The following is a 14,994-nucleotide window of genomic DNA, read 5'->3' on the forward strand; positions in this document are numbered from 1 at the left end:
AGCCGACGAATATTGAGGAGTTCCCAAATGGAAACCAAACCCGTGCAATTCAAGAACCTCTCCCGCGAGGAATCCTACGGCTACGACCGCAAGACCCTCGACTACATCCGCAACGCCGCCGCCCACGGCCTGTATGAAATCCGCGGCATGGGCGCCAAGCGCAAGTTGCCCAATTTCGACGACCTGGTCTTCCTCGGCGCGTCCATGTCCCGCTACCCGCTCGAGGGCTACCGCGAGAAGTGCCTGACCAAGACCGTGCTGGGCACCCGCTTCGCCAAGAAGCCGATCGAACTCGACATCCCGATCACCATCGCCGGCATGAGCTTCGGCGCCCTGTCCGCCAATGTGAAGGAAGCGCTGGGCCTGGCCGCCACCGAGATGGGCACCTCCACCACCACCGGCGACGGCGGCATGACGCCGGAAGAGCGCCGCTCCTCCAAGATCCTGGTGTACCAGTGCCTGCCGTCCCGCTACGGCTTCAACCCGGACGACGTGCGCAAGGCCGACGCCATCGAGGTTGTCATCGGCCAGGGCGCCAAGCCGGGCGGCGGCGGCATGCTGCTGGGCCAGAAGGTGAACCCGCGCGTCGCCAAGATGCGCACCCTGCCAGAAGGCGTCGACCAGCGCTCCGCCTGCCGCCACCCGGACTGGACCGGCCCGGACGATCTGGCCATCAAGATCCAGGAGCTGCGCGAGATCACCGACTGGGAAAAGCCGATCTACGTGAAGGTCGGCGCCACCCGCACCTTCAACGACGTCAAGCTGGCCGTGCATGCCGGCGCCGACGTGGTGGTGGTGGACGGCATGCAGGGTGGCACCGCCGCCACCCAGACCTGCTTCATCGAACACATCGGCATCCCGACCCTGGCCGCCGTGCGCCAGGCCGTCAATGCGCTGGAAGACCTGGACATGAAGGGCAAGGTCCAGCTGATCGTCTCCGGCGGCATCCGCACCGGTGCCGACGTGGCCAAGGCGCTGGCGATGGGCGCCGACGCGGTAGCCATCGGCCAGGGCGTGCTGGTGGCCCTCGGCTGCAACGGCGAAACCTACTTCCAGAACGGCGCCCACCACGACGCCATCGCCGACTACAACGCGCTGGGCACCGCCCCCGGCTTCTGCCACCACTGCCACACCGGCAAGTGCCCGGTCGGCGTGACCACCCAGGACGCCATCCTGGAGCAACGCCTGACCCCGGCGGTCGGCGCCAAGCACCTCAAGAACTACCTCAAGACCCTGAACATGGAGCTGACCACCATCGCCCGGGCCTGCGGCAAGCAGAACGTGCATCACCTGGAGCCGGAAGACCTGGCAGCCCTGACCATCGAAGCCGCCGCCATGGCCGGCATCCCGCTGGCCGGCACCAACTGGATCCCCGGCAAGGGTTTCTGAGCAGCAAGAGTTTCTCCCTCTCGCCCCGCAAGGCGTTTCGCCGGGGCGATCCGACCACGGATCGCCCCGCTTTTTTCCAGGAGACTGAATCCGTGACCGCCCAGATCATCGACGGCAAGGCCCTCTCGAAGCAGCTGCGCGAGGGCTTCCGGGAACGCGTCGATCACCTCGCCGACCAGGGCGTGCAGCCCGGTCTGGCCGTCATCCTCGTCGGCGACAACCCGGCCTCCCGCGTCTACGTCGGCAACAAGATCAAGGCCTGCGAGGAGTGCGGCGTGCGCTCCTTCCACATCGCCCTGCCGGCCGACACGCCCCAGGCCGAGGTGCTCGCCACCATCGCCCGCCTCAACGCCGATCCGGCCGTGCATGGCATTCTGATCCAGTTGCCGCTGCCGCCCCACATCGAGCCGCGCAGCGTGCTCGAAGCGATCTCGGTGCACAAGGACGTGGACGGCTTCCACCTCTACAACGTCGGCGGACTCGTCGTCGGCAACACCATCTTCCCGCCCTGCACGCCCTACGGCGTACAGCTCTTGCTCGACACCACCGGCACCGACGTGGCCGGCAAGAACGTCGTCGTCGTCGGCGCCAGCAACATCGTCGGCAAACCGATGGCCCTGATGCTCCTGCAGCGCGAGGCCACCGTGACGATCTGCCACGCGAAGACCCGCGACCTCGCCCAGCACACCATCCTCGCCGACATCCTCATCGTCGCTGCCGGCAAACCGGGCCTGATCGTCCCGCAGATGGTCAAGCAGGGCGCCATCGTCATCGACGTGGGCATCAACCGCCTCACGGACGGGCCTCATGCCGGCAAGATCGTCGGCGACGTGGATTTCGACGGCGTCAAGGAGAAGGCCAGCTGGATCACCCCGGTGCCCGGCGGCGTCGGCCCGATGACCGTCACCATGCTCATCGAGAACACCCTGCGCTCCGCCGAACGCGCCCTGCGCATGCGCCAGGCCGACGATTTTCAGGAATGGGAAGCACCAACCCTCAAGAATGGCTGACAATGCCGCCCTCGACGCGCCGGATGGATGTCCGGCGCCGCACCCAACCACCGCCGCCGGAGCTTGCCCATGTCCACCGATGATTGCCTGATCCGCCTCGAAGGCCTTGCCCTCGACGCTTCCATCGGCATCTACGCCCACGAACTCGCCGCCCGCCAGCCACTCGAGATCGACCTCACCCTGGCCATCGACGGCACGCTGGCCGCCCGCAGCGACGACATCCGCCACACGGTGGACTACGACCGGGTCGTCGAATGCCTGGAAGAACTCCTCGCCAGCCGCCACTTCAACCTGCTGGAAAACCTCAGCCAGGCCATGCTCGATGCCATCGGCGCGCGTTTTCCGGTGCGCCGCGCCGAGATCCGCATCGCCAAGCCGCTGGCGGTGCCCAAGGCCCGCCGTGTGTCGGTGAGCCGCAGCTGCGAATGGAAGCGCGAGACGATCAAGGCCGTCGCCGCCGGCTGATCCACTGATCCACCGTGGCGGTGGATTATCCCCGCCCGGCGTGACCAAGCCTGTGGATAAGATGTGGGGGCCAGACACAAACCCCTGACACGGCAGGATTTTTATCGACTGCCTAAAAAATAGGCAGCAACGCGCGCCATTGCCGCCCCGAGCCAGCCTCAGCTGGCGTTGAAGGCCAGCTCCTCTTCCGGCAGGTTTTCCGCCTGCCACTTCAGCCCGCTCGCCTCCATGGCGAGGAAGCGCTTGGTCACGTGGCGCATCAGGAAACCGATCACGCCGCCCAGCAGGCCCTCGTACACCACGCACAAATCGACGACACAGCCGGACGCGGTGGGCGTCACCATGTGCTGCGCGACGGCCTTCATGCCCGGGCTGCGGGACTCCCACACGAAATGCACGCCGGGCTCCAGCGCGGTGACCGTCCATATGGCCGCCGGAAAGCCCGGCTGGGACAGGCGCACGCTCGATCCGACCGCCAGCGGCAGGGGTGTCAGCGCTTCCACGCTGGACACCGACCCCGTCCATTCCGGCCAACGTGCCACGTCGGTCTGAATCTCCCAGACATGCTCCGCCGGGGCCCTGATTTCAGTCGATGTCTGGAAAGTGCGCATGGCTCGTCCCCGAATCGGAGGTGATGACATAGTAATAGCACCCGATCCCCCCCTTGTCACCCTTCCCCTTTCCTTGAACTAGAATGATTTGAAACACCAAAAACACCGAAAATGCCGCACAAATGAGAGGCGATAATCCGGAGGCCGCTCAGACATGCAGGATTGCGACGAGGCCAAGCGCCCCCTCGGTAGCCAGTTGCACGCGTTGCGCGGTGTGCTCGACGGGCTGGGCGCGCTGATCTTCACGAAGGACCGGCACGGGATCTACACCTACGCCAACCAGCGCTTCTGCGAAACGCTGGGCACATCGCTGGACGCCATCATCGGGCGGAGCTCGGCCGACTTCTTCGATGCGGACACATCCGGGCGGCTGCAGAGCGATGACCGGCAGGTTCTCGAAACCGGCTGTCGCATCTCCCGCCGGGAGCTGCGCCTGAGCAAGGACAATCACGAACAACGCTGCTACCTGGCCGTCAAAGCGCCGGTCTTCGACACCGACGGCCATATCTCCGGCCTGTCCGGCGTGCTGATCGACGTCACCGAACACGCCCGTACCGAGCAACAGCTGAGGGAAAACCAGCAGCTACTCATGACGGTGCTCGACAACGTAGACGGCTTTGTCTTCATGAAAGGACCAGATCGGCGCTATCGCTACGTGAACCGGGCCTTTGCCGATCTATTCCTGCTCCCTGCCGAAACCGTCGTCGGGCAGGACGACTACGCACTGATGCGGGCCGAAGACGCCCGCCGTATCCGCGATATCGACGACAAGGTCTTCGCCACCGGCGTGCCAATCGCCGTTGAAGAGCAAGTCACCGACGGACAGGGCCAACTGCGCCACTGGTGGGTCAAGAAGCTCCTGCTCCACGGCCATGGCGACGCGCTGCTCGGCTTTGCCACCGATATCACCGAACTCAAAGCGGCCGAGGAAGAACTGAAGCGCTCCGAAGCCCGCTTCCGGGTACTCTTCGAGGCCAGCCATGAGGCATTGGTGGTCTTCGACGAGGCACACCTGATCGACTGCAATCAGAGCACCCTGGACCTGCTCGGCGTACCCAGTCGTGAAGCCTTCCGCAGCTTGACCGGCGGCATGCTGGCTCCGCGGTTTCAGCCTTGTGGCGGCGCATCGTCCAAACTGGCCGCACGCCACATGGAGGCCGCCCGCCGCAACGGCCATCACCAGCTGGAATGGACCGTGCAGCGCCACGACAACCAGCTCGAAATACCGGTCGAAGTCACCCTCAGCGCGCTGGAACTGGACGGTCGGCCGGCCCTGCTGGCGACGATACGTGACCTGACGGAACGCAAGCGCTACGAGGAGCAGATCCACCAGCTGGCCTACTACGACGCCCTCACCGGCCTCCCCAACCGCCGCCTTTTCTTCGACCGCCTGGCCCAGACCCTGGCCCGCAGCCAGCGCAGCGGCCGCCACGGGGCAATCATCTACCTCGACCTGGACAACTTCAAACCGCTCAACGACCGCCACGGTCACAAGGCCGGCGATCTGCTGCTGCAGGAGGTCGCATACCGCTTGTCCGCCTGCCTGCGTGACGAGGACACCGTGGCCCGGCTCGGCGGCGACGAATTTGCGGTCCTGCTGGCACAGATCGACGACGGCCAGCCGGACAGTCAGCGGGACGCCACGCTGCAACATGCCAGCGACGTCGCAGAACGCATCCGCGATGCGCTGGCGCAACCCTATGTGCTGACAATGAACACCGGCGGCGCATCCACCGAGCAGGTGGAACATCACTGCTCGGCCAGCGTCGGCGTCACCCTCTTCCCGCCCTGCGAGATGGACGGCGAAGCCATGCTCCGACGCGCCGACGCCGCGATGTACGCCGCCAAGGCCGCCGGCCGCAACCAGATCCGCTTTGCCGACGAGTAAAACCCCCGACGCGCCGGCTATGCCCCTCCGAGCAGCGGAAACAACTGGCGAAGACCCGTGGCCATCATCTCGATGGCCATCGCCGACAGGATGAAGCCACTGACCCGCTCCACCACGTTCAGCGTGGCCTGGCGAACCTCCCGCCCGGCGCGGCAGGCAATGCGGAAACTGAGCCAGCACGACAACCCGACCAGGATGATAGGCAGCACCACATGGATCAGGTCCAGCCGGCTGTCCCACACGCTGTTGCCCATCACGTAGCTGAAGGCCGCCGGACCGGCCAGCAAGGGCACAGCCAGCGGCACGATGGACGCCTCGCGACGCTCCGGCGGACCGCCGTTGGCCGGAGAACCCTTGAAGCTCGTTTCCTTGCCGAGCACCATCGCAATCGCCAAGAGCAGCACGATGATCCCGCCGCCGACCTGCATAGCCCCCAGGGACACGCCGAGAAAACTCAGCAGCGGCAGGCCCAGGAAGGCCGCCACCAGCAGCGCCACCGTCACGCTCACCCCGATCGTCCGCGCAAAGCGCAACCGGGCCGGCAGATCCAGCCCGTCGGTGGCGGACAGGAAGATCGGAATCATCGACACCGGCCCCACCAGCGCAAACAGGGTCACGGTCTTCTTGATGGCGAGGGCGGCGATGGCGAGCATGGGGCGGACGGAAAGAGACGATGGCCGATTGTTGCCCGCCTGCCACAGGCCGACAACCGGGGTTTCCGCCAACACGGCGCCGCACGACCCGCACACACCCTGCACGCCGGCCGCTATGCTTGGCAATGAAGGCCGGCAGACACGTCCCCCGCCACCCACTTATTCCTTGAGACCGTAGCGATGAAACTCCAGATCGTCTCCGACCTGCACCTGGGGCTGGCGCCCTGCGACTTGCCCGACACCGGCGCGGACCTGCTGATCCTCGCCGGCGACATCCAGCGCCCGCAGGCAGCCCTGCAGTGGGCTATCGCGCTCAAACGTCCGGTGGTCTACGTGGCGGGCAACCACGAGTACTACGGTTCCAGCATCCCGGCCACCAACCGGTTGCTGCAGGACCTCAGCCGCGACAGCAAGGTGACCGTGCTCGACTGCAGCGAAAAGCGCATCGGCGACGTACGCATCCTCGGCGCCACGCTGTGGAGCGATTTCCGCATCGCCGGCGACGGCGCCGCCCGCGAGAGGGCCATGCAGGAAGCCGCCCGCTTCAGCCGCGACTTCAGCCGCATCGCCATCGCCGAAGAACGGGCGGACTGCCTGACCCCGCAGCACTGTGCCGCGCTGTTCGAGCGCCACGCGGACTGGCTGGCCAGCCGCCTCGCCGCCCCCTATGACGGTCATACCGTGGTGGTCACCCACTTCGCGCCGTCACCGCGCAGCATCGCCCCACGTTTCGCCGGCTCCCCGCTCAACGCCTGCTTCGTGTCCGACCTGGAAAACCTGGTCGCCAGCAGCGACGCCGCCTTGTGGATCCACGGACACACCCACGACAGCTTCGACTACCGGCTCGGTTCCACCCGGGTACTGGCCAACCCGCGCGGCTATGTACGCGACGGCAGCGCCGAGAACCCGGAGTTTGATCCCGGCCTGACCGTCACGCTGGACTGATGCCGCTGCCGCGGCACCCAGGGCCTCACTGCACGCCCTGCCCCAGCTTGCGGCCGTCCACCACCACGCCGTAGAGATTGACGCCATCGTCCGCGTGGTAGCGCTTGCGGGTCTCGTCGATGTCGCCATTCACCAGGCGCGGGTCCTGCGGGCGTTCGTGGGAATTGACGTAGGCGGCCACGTCCCAGGCCTCCTGGTCGCTCAGGGTCCGACCACGACCCAGCGGCATGTTGTGCTGGATGAAGCCGGCGGCGGTGTTGATGCGGTGCATGCCCGCCCCCCAGTTATAGGAATCCTTGCCCCACAGGGGCGGGAAGACCGAGGTGGCGCCGACCTTCTTGCCAGCGCCATCGTCGCCGTGGCACAGCGCGCACTGCTTGTCATACACCGACTTGCCGCGGGCGATGTCGTAACCACCCTTCGGCGGTGGCGGCTCGTCGAAGCCACGGCCCGGCTGTGCCTTGCCGAGATGGACGCCGGTGGACATCCAGTAGGCGTAGGCAGTCAGCGCGGTCATCACCTCGCTGTCCGCCGCCGGTGGCTTGCCGTTCATACTGAACTGGAAGCAGCCCTGCATGCGCTCGACGAAGCTGTTCACCTTGTTGTTTTTCTTGCGGTAGGCCGGATACATCGGGTACGCCGCCCACATTGGCCCCGAGTTGGCCTTGCGGCCCCGGTCGATGTGGCAATTGACGCAGTTCATGTCGTTGCCCACGTACTGGGGCGCGAGGGCCTTGGTGTTCATGAACAGGTCCTGCCCGCGGCGCACCAGATCGCCGAAGGCGTTGTGCGGAATGTCGGCCTCGGCCGGCGGTTGGAAATAGGTCTGGCCTGCAGGACGGACGGGCGCCTTGGGAAGCTGGGTCTGGTCGTCCAGGCGGGGGTTGTGGGCAGGATCAGCTGCCATCGCGTGGGCGACCAGCAGGGGCAGGAGCGCGGCACTCAGCCAGCGGAGGGTGATCTTCATAATGGCGGTTCCTTGATCGGTCACAGGGCGGGGCACGGATAACGACGACTCAGCGCAAACGGTGCTGGCTCTCATCGAAGGGCTCCGTGGATTCGCCCAGACCGGCGAAGTAGGCCGCGACAGCCTTGATCTCGGCTTCGCTGAGGTCCGCCGCGATGTGCCGCATCAGGCCGTTGGGATCGTTGCTGCGGGTGGGCGCGAGTGCCGCCACCGCCTTGGTCTTCCTGCCGGCGGATTGGGCCGGAGTGCCACGCCAGGCACGCAGCTGGGCCTCGATGTATTCCGCCGACTGGCCGGCCAGCGGCGGGAAGGCGTCACCGACACCGACGCCGGACGGGCCGTGGCACAAGGTGCATTCCGGGATATTGCGGTCCCAGGCACCGCGCAGGGCCAGCCAGGCCCCGCTGCCTTCCTTGGGCCGCTCCATCGGCCCGGGCTTGACGTTGACCTTGGGCTTGGCCGCATAGGCCTTGGCCACCGCGGCCACCTCGGCATCGCCGAGGGCCTGGGCGATGGGTTGCATCAGCGGATTTTCGCGGCGACCGGCCTTGAAGTCGGCCAGCTGCTTGGCAATGTAGGCCTCGGGCAGGCCAGCCAGGCGCGGAAAGCCGCCGGCGGCCATGCCCTTGCCGTCGGCGCCATGGCAGCTCATGCAGGGCATGGCTGCCGGGTTGGCGCCGCCCTGCTGGATGATGGCCTCGCCATCGGCCGCACCGGCCTGCAGCGGCAGGGCCAACAGGGATGCGGACATGCAGAAAGCAAGGGATCTCGTGGGGGATAAGGACATGGGATGACTCCAGGACTCGGGTGATCTCTCGTTGTCGGACCGCTCCGAAAGGGCGGAAAAAAAGGCCGCCCCGCGCGGGAGCGGCCCGGTTGCCCCGGAAGGGGCAGGTTCAGTAGCGGGCGTCGGCCGGCTTCTTGTCCTTCGGCCAGTCCTTCACCTTGTCGGGGAAGTCGGGGCGGGGCTGGTGGCTGAAGTACTCCGCCACGTCGACCGCATCCTGGTCGGACAGGCCGCCCTGGCCGAGGGGGAACTTGCCGTGGAAGCCGATCGGCATGTTGCGTTTGACGAAGGCCGCGGCGGTGTAGGTGCGGGCCATGCCGGCGCCGATATTGAAGGACGCGTCACCCCACAGCGGCGGATAGACGTAGCGGCCGTCCGCCTGCTTGAGGCCCTCGCCGTCCTGACCGTGGCAGACCGCGCATTGCTCGGCGTAGACCTTCTTGCCGTTTTCCGGATTGGGCTGGATCTTCGGGTCGATCTTGCCGACGCCGCGCCCCGCCACCTTGTCGCCAGGCTTGGTCTCGCGCTTCATCCAGTCGAAGTAAGCCACCATCGCCTTCATGTCGGCGGAGTCCGGCGGCAGCGGCTTGCCGTTCATGGAGCGCTTGAAGCAGCCGTTGATTCGGTCCTCCAGCGTGATCACCTTGCCGGCCCGCGGCGCATAGCTCGGGAAGAAGGCGGACACGCCGACGAAGGGCGAGCCGTCGGCCACCGTACCGGCGTTGAGGTGGCAGCTCGTACAGTTGAGGGCGTTGCCGACGTGCTGCGGCAACAGATCGCGGGTTTCCAGGTGCAGGCGCATGCCGCGCACCAGCTGCTGGGCGTTGGTGCCAGCCAGCATGTCGGCCAGGCGCGGAGTCTCGAAGGCGCTCATGTCGGTCTTCGGGTCCAGCGCGGCACGCATCTTGTTCACCTGCGCCGCGCTCACCGGCGTGCCTCCATGGCCCCAGCTGTCACGCACGAAGTTGAGGATCTCGGCCAGCTCCGCATCCTTCAGGCGCGCGAAACCGGGCATCGCGAAGACCCGCGGGTGGGCTGCCGTCGGCACCGTGTGGCCACCGGTCAGCACGATGTGCATCAGGCTGGCCGGGTCCTTGGCGGCGATCGCCGGATTGCCGGCCAGCGGCGGGAAGACCTTGGGCACGCCGCTGCCGTCCGGGCGGTGGCAATCGACGCAGAACTGCACATAACCCAGGCCGCCGCGGCTGCTGTATAGCTTGTCCGGTGCCGAGCCGGCCACCACCTTGCGCGGCGTGGCGGGCGCCGGCAGCTCGCCCTCGCCCGGCGGCAGGGCCTTGAGATAGGCGGCGATGGCCCGCAGGTCCTCGTCCTTCAGGTGCTGGGTGCTGTGCAGGATGACGTCGGCCATGTTGCCGGACGCGGCGGCGAAGCGGTTCTGCCCGGTCTTCAGGAACAGCGCCGTGTCGTCCACCGTCCACAGCCCGCGCAGGCTGAGCGCCCGCCAGTGCTCCACGGTCTCCCCGGCGAGGAAGTGGCGCCCCTTCGTGCCGGCGTCGCCCATCGCCTTTTCCTGGAAGGCGATGCCCCGCGGCGTGTGGCAGGCGCCGCAGTGCCCGAGGCCCTGGACCAGGTAGGCGCCGCGGTTCCACACCGCATCCTTCTGCGGATCGGCCTTGAAGGGCGTGCTGTCGAGGAAGGCCCAGTTCCACAGGGACAGGCCCCAGCGCATGTTGAAGGGCCAGCTCATGTCGGAGGGCTTGTTGGCCTGCTTGACCGGGGCCAGACCCTGCATCAGGTAGGCGTAAAGGGCCTGCATGTCGTCCGCCGTGATTTTGGCGTAGGACGGGTAGGGCATGGCCGGGTAAAGGTTGTGGCCGTCCGCCGCCACGCCCCTGCGCATGGCCCGGTCGAACTGCTCGAAGCTGTATTTGCCGAGGCCGGTGTCCCGGTCCGGCGTGATGTTGGTGGAGTAGAGCTTGCCGAAGGGCGTTTCCAACGCCCGGCCGCCGGCCATCGGCGCACCCTTGTCCGCCGTATGGCAGGCCACGCAATCGCCGGCCTGGGCCAGGTAGCGGCCGCGCTCGATGGTCTGGGTATCCGCGGCGGCCGCCTGGGCAAGCCCGCTGGTGGACACAAAAATGGCCGCGCCCATCAGGACGAGGCCGCTGGACGACCGGCGGATCCGCCGGCCCATGGCACTGCTCAACATGACGTTCTCCCTACTGCTTGTTTTGGGTACAAGTCTAGGGAGAGGCCCCGGATGCCACTATCCGGACATCGGGTTAACGCAATAACCGAAACCGTCTAGTCGAGGCCTCGGGGATCGGCCCGCAGGATCAAGCGTGCCAGGTCGGCGGCACTACCGGTGGCGGTCTTTTCCATCACGTGCTGGCGGTGCACATGCACGGTGTTGTCGCTGATGCCGAGCAGGCGCGCCACTTCCTTGTTGGCCAGGCCAAGGGCGAGCAGGCGGGCCACTTCCCGCTCCCGCGCCGACAGACGGCCCAGGATGTCCTGGGCCTCGCCCTGGCGGCGCTGGCTGGCGTGGCGTTCCAGGCTCACCTGCACGGCCCGCTCCACCGCGTCGAGAAAGAGCTGGTCCTTGAAGGGCTTCTGCAGGAAGTCGAGGGCGCCGTCCTTCATGGCCTGCACCGCCAGCTCCACGTCGCCGTGGCCGGTCATGAAGATCACCGGAAAGGACGAGCCTGCCGCCTGCAGACGACGCTGCAGCTCCAGGCCGCTGACCCGCGGCATGCGGATGTCGAGCACGATGCAGCCGCCGCCCGGCGGAAAGACCGGCGCGGCGGCGAGGAAGGCCTCGGCGGACTCGTGCCCCACCGCCTGCCAGCCCACCGATTCGAGCAGGAACAGCAGCGAGCGGCGGAACGGCGCTTCGTCGTCCACCACGTGGATCACGGGCATGTCGGGGGAGGCAGTCATGAGTTCTCTCGGGAATTGGCTGGCGCTTCGTCGGCCAGCGGCAATGTGAAACGGAAAACCAGGCCGGGGCCGGGTTCGGCCGCAGTGACCGTGATGTCGCCGCCGTGGGCCTCGACGATGGTCTTGCAGATGGACAAACCCAGGCCCAACCCATCGGACTTGGTCGTGAAGAAGGCTTCGAACAGGCGCTCGCGCTCGTCGGGTGGCAGACCCGGGCCGTGGTCGCGCACCTCAACGGCACAGCGCTCGCCGTCCCGCCCCAGGCTCACCTCGATGGGCGCGTCGCGGCCGGCAGCCTGTTGCGCATCCCAGGCATTCTTGAAGAGATTGAGCAGCACTTGCTGGACCTGCAGCGGGTCCACCCACACCTTCGGCCCGGCCGCCCCCGCATCCTGGCGGAGCCTCACCGCCGGCACGCCGGGCAGCATGCCGGCAAACAGCCGGCTGGCCTCACGAACCAGACTGGCTGGGTCGTGGGCTTCCCGCACCCGGTCGCGCTTGCGCGCAAAGGCGCGGATACCGCCGAGGATGCCGGCCGCCCGTTCCGATTCGCTGGCGATCTCCTCCGCCGCCTGGCGCAACGCGGCCGGCGCAAGCGTGCCGCTGTCCTGCCGGCGCAGCAGGCTGCGCGCGTAGTTGCCGATGGCCGCCAGCGGCTGGTTGAGTTCGTGGGCCAGCGTGCCGGACAGCTCGCCGAGGATGGACAGGCGCGACAGGTGATCCATCTGCTGCTGGCCCTCACGCACCTGCGCTTCCAGGCGTTGCCGTTCGTCCATCGCCGCGGTCAGCTCCCGCGTGCGCCGCTGCACCAGGTGCTCCACGTGCAGCGTGTAGGCGCCCCACGCCAAGAGCATCAGCAGCAGGCCGCTCACCCACGGCCAGTAACGCTCCCACAGGGACGGCCAGGCGGTTTCGCGCAGGAAGGCATAGGGGCCGATCTGCAAGTCCTGCAGCAACTCATGCACCGGATGGTAGTCCGCCGGCACGCTCCAGGACTGGCCGGCTGCGTCCGGCGACAGGGACAGCAGCGCCACCAGCACGTCCCGCGACAGGGCCGGCGACGTACCCGGCGCGGCGGCGAAGGCCCAGCCCGGATAGAGCGGCGCCGACACCCGGCAGCGCCGCACGTCGGCCCGCGGTGAAAGCACCCGCAGCTGCCCGGGCCGCAGGGTGCCGTCCTGCTCCAGGCGCTCCAGCAGGCAGGCGCGCAGCACGCCGGCGTCGGCATCGCCATTGAGCACTGCCTCCACCACCCTCGACATCGGAAAATCGGTAAACACCGGTTGCGGCTGGCCCTGCTCCGGGTTCAGCCCGATACGGCGCAGCTCGGCCCAGGCCACCTGGTAGCCGCCGAAGGCATCCTGCGACACCGCCGCCAAGGTTCGTCCCTTCAGGTCGGCCAGCGCCCGGATGTCCCGGCGCTCGTCCAGCACCACCACCGCAGAGCCCACCACGTGGGCCGGATCGGTGGATGCATCGGCGATCAGCGTGGCGATCCGGCTGACCCCGCTCCCCGCTTCCAGAAACACATAATGGCCCGGGTTGGTGACGACGAAATCCAGCTCCCCGGCCTGCAGCGCCGCCGCCATGCCGTCCAGGTCGAAATGGCGCAGCACCAGGTCACGGCCGGGCAGCTTGTCCTCCAGTTGGTCCATCAGCGCCGACCAGCGCACCTGCGCCTCCTCCGCGCCCTGCCAGGCCAGCACGCCGATGCGTACCTGCCGCGGCGGCTCGGTGGCCCAGGCAGTCAGCACGAACGAGACCGTCACCAACAACGCGGCAAGAAAGCGGAAGGGAGACTTCATGGACGGGAGTTTCCGCTGGATGAGGGAGCCGTGCCAAGCCTGCACCTGCAAACATAAGGGCGCACGAGCACGGGCCAGAGCCAATCGGAAACTGCTGACATGCAGCGCTTAGCGTGGTCAGTGGGCCACTTCCGTACTGATCTATAAAGGGAAGGATCCCACCGCAATCCGCTGGAGAACAAGAATGAACTCGAAATACCGCACATCACTGCTCTTGAGTTCGATGCTGTCGCTGGGCGCCGGAGCGGCCAGCGTCGGCGCAGCGGACAGCACCGCGCTGGAGACCGAGGTCCGTACACGGGCGGCGGCGGTCGAGACCCAGCTCATCGCCTGGCGCCGTGACATCCACCAACACCCGGAACTCGGCGACCAGGAGGTCCGCACCGCCAAGCTGGTGGCCGACCATCTGCGCAGCCTCGGCATCGAGGTGCAGACCGGTGTCGCCCGGCACGGGGTGGTGGGCATACTGCACGGGGCGCAGCCCGGTCCTGTCGTCGCCTTGCGGGCCGACATGGATGCACTTCCCGTCAAGGAGCCGACCGGCCTGCCGTTCGCTTCCATTGCCAAGGGCAACTATCAGGGCACCGAGGTCTCCGTGATGCATGCCTGCGGCCATGATGCCCACACCGCGATGCTGATGGCGACCGCATCCGTTCTCGCCGGCATGAAAGCGCAGCTGCCGGGCACGGTCATGTTCATCTTCCAGCCCGCCGAAGAGGGGCCGAGCCTGTTCATGCCGGGCCCGGGCAAGACTTGGGGGGCGCGCATGATGCTGGAAGAGGGCCTGTTCAAACGGCTCAAGCCCGCCGCCGTGTTCGGCCTCCACGTGATGCCGGGGCGCTCCGGCGAAATCACCTGGCGCGTGGGTTCGACCACGGCCAGCAGCGACACGCTCAACATCACCGTCAAGGGCAAGCAAGGTCACGGCGGCATGCCCTGGTTCACCGTCGATCCGGTGGCAACCTCGGCACTGATGATCAGCGGCCTGCAGACCGTCGTCAGCCGAAAGGCCAACCTCACGGTGTCGCCGGCCGTGGTGACGATCGGGTCGATCCACGGCGGGACTGGCCCCAACATCGTTCCCGAGAGCGTGGAGATGAGCGGCACCATCCGCACCTACGACCGGCAGGTGCGCAAGCAGATCGGCGAAGACATCAGACTGAGCGCCGAGAAGATCGCCGAGAGCAGCGGCGCCCACGCCGACGTGAGCATCGTCCCGATGTACGACGAAACCGTGAACGACGAGAACCTGGCGCGGCAGATGGCCCCGGTGCTGAAACGCGCCACAGACGGGAAGGTCGGTACGGCCGCACTGCCGGGGGCGGCAGAGGACTTCTCGTTCTACGCCAAGCAGGCCCCAGCCCTGTTCGTGTTCCTCGGCATCACGCCGGAAGGACAAGACCCCGCCAAGGCAGCCCCCAACCACAACCCACAGTTCTTCGTCGATGAAAAGGCGCTGGTGGTCGGTACGCGGGCGATGGCCTCGATGGCGGTGAACTTCCTGGCCCGGCAACCGTGATCCGGGCTCCCACTGACACTCCCAACCAACCCTCCGCAAACTCGTCGCGAGGAG

At 67.3% G+C, this 14,994-nt stretch carries 13 protein-coding genes; 6 read left to right on the plus strand and 7 right to left on the minus strand.

Features of this window, described 5'->3' with window-relative positions; all coding sequences use genetic code 11:
• Positions 1–27: 27 nt before the first annotated feature.
• The 3 genes from AC1PPK_RS03150 (at position 28) to folB (ending at position 2,864) form a co-directional block, all read left to right on the plus strand.
• Positions 28–1,389 (plus strand): FMN-binding glutamate synthase family protein, encoded by a 1,362-nt coding sequence (locus AC1PPK_RS03150; protein WP_481116398.1) that lies wholly within the window; start codon positions 28–30, stop codon positions 1,387–1,389.
• 92 nt (positions 1,390–1,481) lie between these two features.
• Positions 1,482–2,399, plus strand: coding sequence for a bifunctional methylenetetrahydrofolate dehydrogenase/methenyltetrahydrofolate cyclohydrolase FolD (folD, locus tag AC1PPK_RS03155; protein WP_481116399.1), 918 nt, complete (start codon positions 1,482–1,484; stop codon positions 2,397–2,399).
• Positions 2,400–2,468: 69 nt separating this feature from the next.
• Positions 2,469–2,864, plus strand: a complete 396-nt coding sequence (gene folB / locus AC1PPK_RS03160) for a dihydroneopterin aldolase (RefSeq protein WP_481116400.1) — start codon at positions 2,469–2,471, stop codon at positions 2,862–2,864.
• 158 nt (positions 2,865–3,022) lie between these two features.
• On the opposite strand, the gene AC1PPK_RS03165 is transcribed toward folB, so the two are convergent.
• Positions 3,023–3,475 (minus strand): SRPBCC family protein, encoded by a 453-nt coding sequence (locus AC1PPK_RS03165; RefSeq protein ID WP_481116401.1) that lies wholly within the window; start codon positions 3,473–3,475, stop codon positions 3,023–3,025.
• Between the two features lie 154 nt (positions 3,476–3,629).
• Between AC1PPK_RS03165 and AC1PPK_RS03170 the strand changes: the two genes are divergently transcribed.
• A complete protein-coding gene (locus AC1PPK_RS03170) occupies positions 3,630–5,363 on the plus strand; it encodes a sensor domain-containing protein (RefSeq protein ID WP_481116402.1) in 1,734 nt (577 codons plus the stop codon).
• 17 nt (positions 5,364–5,380) lie between these two features.
• Here AC1PPK_RS03170 and AC1PPK_RS03175 read toward each other — a convergent pair whose 3' ends face one another.
• Positions 5,381–6,016 carry a MarC family protein gene (locus AC1PPK_RS03175; protein WP_481116403.1) on the minus strand — a complete coding sequence of 212 codons (636 nt, stop codon included), beginning with the start codon at positions 6,014–6,016 and terminating at the stop codon, positions 5,381–5,383.
• 180 nt (positions 6,017–6,196) lie between these two features.
• Between AC1PPK_RS03175 and AC1PPK_RS03180 the strand changes: the two genes are divergently transcribed.
• A complete protein-coding gene (locus AC1PPK_RS03180; RefSeq protein ID WP_481116404.1) occupies positions 6,197–6,961 on the plus strand; it encodes a metallophosphoesterase family protein in 765 nt (254 codons plus the stop codon).
• A 25-nt stretch (positions 6,962–6,986) separates the two neighbouring features.
• On the opposite strand, the gene AC1PPK_RS03185 is transcribed toward AC1PPK_RS03180, so the two are convergent.
• From AC1PPK_RS03185 to AC1PPK_RS03205, 5 genes are all read right to left on the minus strand, one after another.
• Positions 6,987–7,928 (minus strand): c-type cytochrome, encoded by a 942-nt coding sequence (locus AC1PPK_RS03185; protein WP_481116405.1) that lies wholly within the window; start codon positions 7,926–7,928, stop codon positions 6,987–6,989.
• Between the two features lie 49 nt (positions 7,929–7,977).
• Positions 7,978–8,715, minus strand: a complete 738-nt coding sequence (locus tag AC1PPK_RS03190; protein WP_481116406.1) for a c-type cytochrome — start codon at positions 8,713–8,715, stop codon at positions 7,978–7,980.
• A gap of 109 nt (positions 8,716–8,824) precedes the next feature.
• Positions 8,825–10,885, minus strand: coding sequence for a c-type cytochrome (locus AC1PPK_RS03195; protein WP_481116407.1), 2,061 nt, complete (start codon positions 10,883–10,885; stop codon positions 8,825–8,827).
• Positions 10,886–10,980: 95 nt separating this feature from the next.
• Positions 10,981–11,616 (minus strand): response regulator transcription factor, encoded by a 636-nt coding sequence (locus AC1PPK_RS03200; RefSeq protein WP_481116408.1) that lies wholly within the window; start codon positions 11,614–11,616, stop codon positions 10,981–10,983.
• Complete coding sequence (locus tag AC1PPK_RS03205) at positions 11,613–13,421, minus strand: sensor histidine kinase (protein WP_481116409.1); 1,809 nt, start codon at positions 13,419–13,421, stop codon at positions 11,613–11,615. The genes AC1PPK_RS03200 and AC1PPK_RS03205 overlap by 4 nt, the downstream gene beginning before the upstream one ends.
• A 184-nt stretch (positions 13,422–13,605) precedes the next feature.
• Here AC1PPK_RS03205 and AC1PPK_RS03210 point away from each other — a divergent pair, with 184 nt between their 5' ends.
• Complete coding sequence (locus AC1PPK_RS03210; protein WP_481116410.1) at positions 13,606–14,940, plus strand: amidohydrolase; 1,335 nt, start codon at positions 13,606–13,608, stop codon at positions 14,938–14,940.
• The last annotated feature ends 54 nt before the right edge of the window (positions 14,941–14,994 follow it).

The sequence above is a fragment of the Zoogloea sp. JDB1 genome (assembly GCF_056724025.1).

Bases quoted from the DNA above. Each gene is read 5' to 3' on its own strand.
- AC1PPK_RS03150 (WP_481116398.1), top strand. From the start codon at position 28: ATGGAAACCAAACCCGTGCAATTCAAGAACCTCTCCCGCGAGGAATCC.
- folB (WP_481116400.1), top strand. From the start codon at position 2,469: ATGTCCACCGATGATTGCCTGATCCGCCTCGAAGGCCTTGCCCTCGAC.
- AC1PPK_RS03165 (WP_481116401.1), bottom strand. From the start codon at position 3,475: ATGCGCACTTTCCAGACATCGACTGAAATCAGGGCCCCGGCGGAGCAT.
- AC1PPK_RS03170 (WP_481116402.1), top strand. From the start codon at position 3,630: ATGCAGGATTGCGACGAGGCCAAGCGCCCCCTCGGTAGCCAGTTGCAC.
- AC1PPK_RS03175 (WP_481116403.1), bottom strand. From the start codon at position 6,016: ATGCTCGCCATCGCCGCCCTCGCCATCAAGAAGACCGTGACCCTGTTT.
- AC1PPK_RS03180 (WP_481116404.1), top strand. From the start codon at position 6,197: ATGAAACTCCAGATCGTCTCCGACCTGCACCTGGGGCTGGCGCCCTGC.
- AC1PPK_RS03185 (WP_481116405.1), bottom strand. From the start codon at position 7,928: ATGAAGATCACCCTCCGCTGGCTGAGTGCCGCGCTCCTGCCCCTGCTG.
- AC1PPK_RS03190 (WP_481116406.1), bottom strand. From the start codon at position 8,715: ATGTCCTTATCCCCCACGAGATCCCTTGCTTTCTGCATGTCCGCATCC.
- AC1PPK_RS03195 (WP_481116407.1), bottom strand. From the start codon at position 10,885: ATGTTGAGCAGTGCCATGGGCCGGCGGATCCGCCGGTCGTCCAGCGGC.
- AC1PPK_RS03200 (WP_481116408.1), bottom strand. From the start codon at position 11,616: ATGACTGCCTCCCCCGACATGCCCGTGATCCACGTGGTGGACGACGAA.
- AC1PPK_RS03205 (WP_481116409.1), bottom strand. From the start codon at position 13,421: ATGAAGTCTCCCTTCCGCTTTCTTGCCGCGTTGTTGGTGACGGTCTCG.
- AC1PPK_RS03210 (WP_481116410.1), top strand. From the start codon at position 13,606: ATGAACTCGAAATACCGCACATCACTGCTCTTGAGTTCGATGCTGTCG.